4 protein-coding genes are annotated in these 3,773 nt (G+C 69.7%); 1 reads left to right on the top strand and 3 read right to left on the bottom strand.

The window, feature by feature from the left end; genetic code table 11:
• Window positions 1-209 precede the first annotated feature (209 nt).
• Window positions 210-1,334, bottom strand: coding sequence for a ParB/RepB/Spo0J family partition protein (locus ACIA6T_RS28170; RefSeq protein WP_399449284.1), 1,125 nt, complete (start codon window positions 1,332-1,334; stop codon window positions 210-212).
• Window positions 1,331-2,494 (bottom strand): ParA family protein, encoded by a 1,164-nt coding sequence (locus ACIA6T_RS28165; protein ID WP_399449282.1) that lies wholly within the window; start codon window positions 2,492-2,494, stop codon window positions 1,331-1,333. Before ACIA6T_RS28165 ends, ACIA6T_RS28170 begins: the two co-directional genes overlap by 4 nt.
• A gap of 355 nt (window positions 2,495-2,849) precedes the next feature.
• On the opposite strand from ACIA6T_RS28165, the gene ACIA6T_RS28160 reads away from it, so the two are divergent.
• On the top strand, window positions 2,850-3,656 hold the full coding sequence (locus ACIA6T_RS28160) for a hypothetical protein (protein WP_399449281.1): 807 nt from the start codon (window positions 2,850-2,852) through the stop codon (window positions 3,654-3,656).
• Here the strand turns inward: ACIA6T_RS28160 and ACIA6T_RS28155 are convergent.
• Window positions 3,632-3,773, bottom strand: a 142-nt coding sequence (locus tag ACIA6T_RS28155) for a winged helix-turn-helix transcriptional regulator (protein WP_399449407.1), incomplete at its 5' end; no start/stop codon positions are given. The two genes, ACIA6T_RS28160 and ACIA6T_RS28155, sit on opposite strands and share 25 nt — an antisense overlap.

Below are 3,773 nucleotides of genomic sequence, written 5' to 3'. Positions count from 1 at the left end.
CCTACACTAAATTCTTTTTGTCCTCCCCGCGCCGGGGGGGGGCGTGGGGGGGGGGGGGGGTGGGTTTGTCCTTTTTACCCCCCCCCCCCCCCCCCCCCCCCCCCCCCCGACGGTCCCGCTCCTCATCCGGCTGCCCGCTTCACCGGGACCGACGCGGCCCCGCTCCCCTCCACAGAGGAAGGCGAGCGGGGCCGAGGGGCGGGGCTCTGTTATCGGGTTTCCAGTTCGGCCAGCAAGGCCTCGTACTCGTCCGGGTGCTGCTCCCGCAGGATGTCCATCCACACTCGGGCTCCTTGGGCGAACGTCTCCGGCTCCATCTTCTGGTGGAGATGGTGCACGCAGTAGAAGGCGTCGTCGTACGGGAGCCGCTTCGGCTGCTTGGGCTGTTCCGCTTCCGCGCTCGCCGTCTTGGGTTCCCCTGCGCCGGTGCGCGGTTCCGGGATGGACTCCGGGACGGACTCGGCGGCCTGCTCACGCTCGACGGACGGCGTGGCCGCACTGGGCCGGGTCGGAGGGGATAGCGGAGCGGCCGGCTCGGCAGGCGTCTCCGGGATTATCACGCCGTGATAATCGGCGGGGCCTGCCGAGCGCTCGACGGCTTCCTGCGGCCGGGCCTCCGCCTTCCCGCGGGCTGCTTCCGCCCGTTCGTCCGCCTTGGCCCTCTGCTCCTCGGGAGACAGCTTGCCGAGGTTGCGAACGTGCTCGACCTTCCGCACCCCGGTCACCAGGTCCTTCTGGAGCTCGGGGGTGAGCTTCAGCAGGGACAGCTTGCTGGAGATGGTGTTCTGCGGGATGCCCAGCCGTTTGGACGCCTTGGTCTGGGAGCCGTAGTAGTCGACCAGGGCCTTGAGGGCGTGGGCCTCCTCCAGATCCGTCATGTCGTCGCGGTGGTAGTTCGCGACGAACGCGGCCTCGAGCAGGGTTTCGTCGGTGGCGACCCGTCCGTTGTCGACGCGGACCGGGATGGTGGCCATCCCGACGCGACGGGCGGCCTCGAGGCGGCGGTGGCCGTCGACGACGATGTACTGCGTCCCGGGTTCCAGCTCGGCGGCGCGGTCCGGCCGGGTGCGCAGGTAGGCCTCGATCGTCGCCACGGCGATGGGGATGATGATGCCGACCTCGCGGACGGTCTGCACCGTCTCGTCGAGGTTGCGCAGATGGTTGCGCGGGTTGTCGGGGTTGTCGCTGATGAGGGTGACCGGCAGCTCGGTGGTGGCCGCTGCGGTCGACTCCTCACCGGCGATGGTCTTGTCGATGAGGCTGCGTCGGGAGGACCGGGCGCCGCGGGCCGCGCCGAACGCGGGTGCCGATCCCAGGGTGTCGGCCTTGCTCAACGGGTGGCTCCCTTCGCTACCTGACGCATGGCTTCCGCCTGGTCACTGTGGGGGGCGTAGGTCAGCAGCGGCATCCGCTTGCGGACCGCTTCGCGCTGTTCCTTCAGGTCGCCGATGACGGCGAGGACCTTCGGGTCGCCGAGCGACTTCCAGTTCTCCAGGGACGAGGTGGCGACGTAACCGCGGCGGGAGTCGTACAGGTTGACGACCAGGCCGAGGTAGTCGATCTCGAGGGAGAGGTCTTCGCAGAGGTCCTCGATCTGCTGGGCGAGCATGCCGTAGGCGGTGGCGGAGGAGTCCTCGGCGAGTACGGGGATGACGACCCCGGAGACGCCGACGGGCTCACCACGGCGTCGGCGCCCGTAGTAGAGGGCGGCGTCCATGGCGATGCCGAGGCTGGGCGGGCAGTCGACGATGATGACGTCGTAGTCGGCTTCCAGGGGGCGCAGGGCCAGCTCGAGGGCCGCTTCCTTCTGGAAGCCGCGCTTCTGCGTCGCCACGACGGCGATCTTGGCGTCGAGGAGGAATCCGTCGAAGCAGGCGGGCAGGACGTGCAGGCGCTTCTCGAACCGCGGATCGTCTATCTCCACGACGAGGTCGCGCAGGTCCCCGCTGCCTTCGCCGCACATGTGGGAGACCAGGCTGTCGTGGTTGGGTTCGATCTGGGGGACTCCGAGCTGTTCGCTGAGGTGTCCCTGCGGGTCGAAGTCGACGACGAGGACGCGCTTGCCCGCCTCGGCGTAGGCCTCGCCGATGCCGGCGGAGATGGCGGTCTTGCCGACCCCGCCCTTCTGGTTGCCGACGATCTTCCGTTCGGGTTCGGTGCCGCGAGCACCGTGCCGGGGGGAGGGGTTCGCGTCGAGCCAGTCACGGATCGACTGGGCGAGGCCCTGGGTGTAGGAGACGCCGCGGTCGGTGCAGGTCTCCTTGAACTGCTCGTACAGCCCTGGCGGAAGCCACGTGGAGAACGACTTCGCACCGGCGGTGTCCACTTCGGTGCCGCTGTTCGCGCTGCCGCGCCAGTCGTTGATGGCCGCCTCGACGGCGTCCTGGATGTCCAGGCTGAGCTCGGCGGCGCGGACCTTGAGTGCTTGTTGGAGCGCCGAGGGCAGCTTGGACGCTACCTTTTCCCGGTCTCCGTCGGGGTAAGGGGAAGCCATGACGTCAGCATACTGACCCCTGAAGGCGTAATGACACCCTCTTTGCAAGTTCTGACGCGGTTTCACCCGTTGGGCGTCCCCACGGGATTATCACGCCGTGATAGTTCCGCCCGGCGTGGCCGCGCCCCTGGGGACGGGCTCCGGCACGTGTCCCTCGAGTTGGGCGTCCCCACGGGATTATCACGCCGTGATAGTTCCGCCCGGCGTGGCCGCGCCCCTGGGAGCGGGCTCCGGCACGTGTCCCTCGAGAAGGACCGGTCCGGCCGCGCCGGGTTCCCCCTCCTACGGAAGCGAGCCCCGCTCCGCACACGAGGCCACGAGCAACGCCGGTCCGGCGACGCTATAGCCTCCGCCTGTGACCAACCGCCGCAGTCGGACCGAGAGTCCTCGCCCCCACGAGCTGCCTCACCATCGAGCGATCCTGGATGGTACGGACTGGGCGTCGCTCGCCACCGTGTGCGGGACGGGCGGGTCCCTGCCGACGACGCTGGCACGCGTCATCGACCCCGACCCGGTCGTCAGGACGGCCGCCGTCGATGACTCACTCAGGGAAGTGACCCACCAGAACACCGTCTACTCAGCCACCGTGCCCGTGGCGTGCTATGTCGCGGCCGTCCTCCACCATCCGGTCATCGCGGCAGGCGACTCCGGCACCGATGCCGGCATGCCACCGCACCGCCCGACCGTCGTGAGACTGCTCGAGTGGCTCGGTGACACCGCCTGCGACGCCGACGACGAGTGCGTCACCATCAGCGAACGCCACTGCGGCGAAGGGCTTCTCGAGGAGGACAGGGAGATGCGCGCGTTCCGAGAGCTGCGCCCGGCGCTCTTCTCCGCTGTCCGTCCTCTTCTCGACCACGACGACGCGCAGGTACGCGACGCCGCTTTCGTCGCTGCGATCCCCCTGGCAGAGCACCCCGCGCTCGCCACGCACCGGGCTGAGCTGGTCGGCCACGCCCGTCGTCTGCTGGCCACCAGCACCGACCGCCACCACCGGGACCGTGCCCTGGACGCGATGAAGGCATGGGGTCACGACACCGGCGACCTGGAGAACGCGGACGACATCGCAGCCCGCGAGCGTTACGCCCGTCTCAAGGCGGAACGTGATTCCTGGTGGGCGGCCGGCGGGACGGGCGGCTACTCCGAGAGCCCGCCCTTCTGACTCAGGGGCACCCGGCGCTCCTGGGCGGTCGTTCGCTCGCGTCCCCAGGCGGCCAGTGGCCGGAGTGCGTCGTTGAGGTGCCCGCCGTCCTCGGTCAGCGAGTACTCGACGCGGGGC

This window comes from Streptomyces sp. NPDC051740, assembly GCF_044453165.1.
Lineage (GTDB): Bacteria > Actinomycetota > Actinomycetes > Streptomycetales > Streptomycetaceae > Streptomyces > Streptomyces atrovirens.
Note: the sequence above shows the minus strand (reverse complement) of the source record. Positions and strands in the feature narration are given on the sequence as shown.

Excerpts from the sequence above, each read along its gene's own strand:
- ACIA6T_RS28165 (WP_399449282.1), bottom strand. The coding sequence starts at position 2,494 with ATGGCTTCCCCTTACCCCGACGGAGACCGGGAAAAGGTAGCGTCCAAG.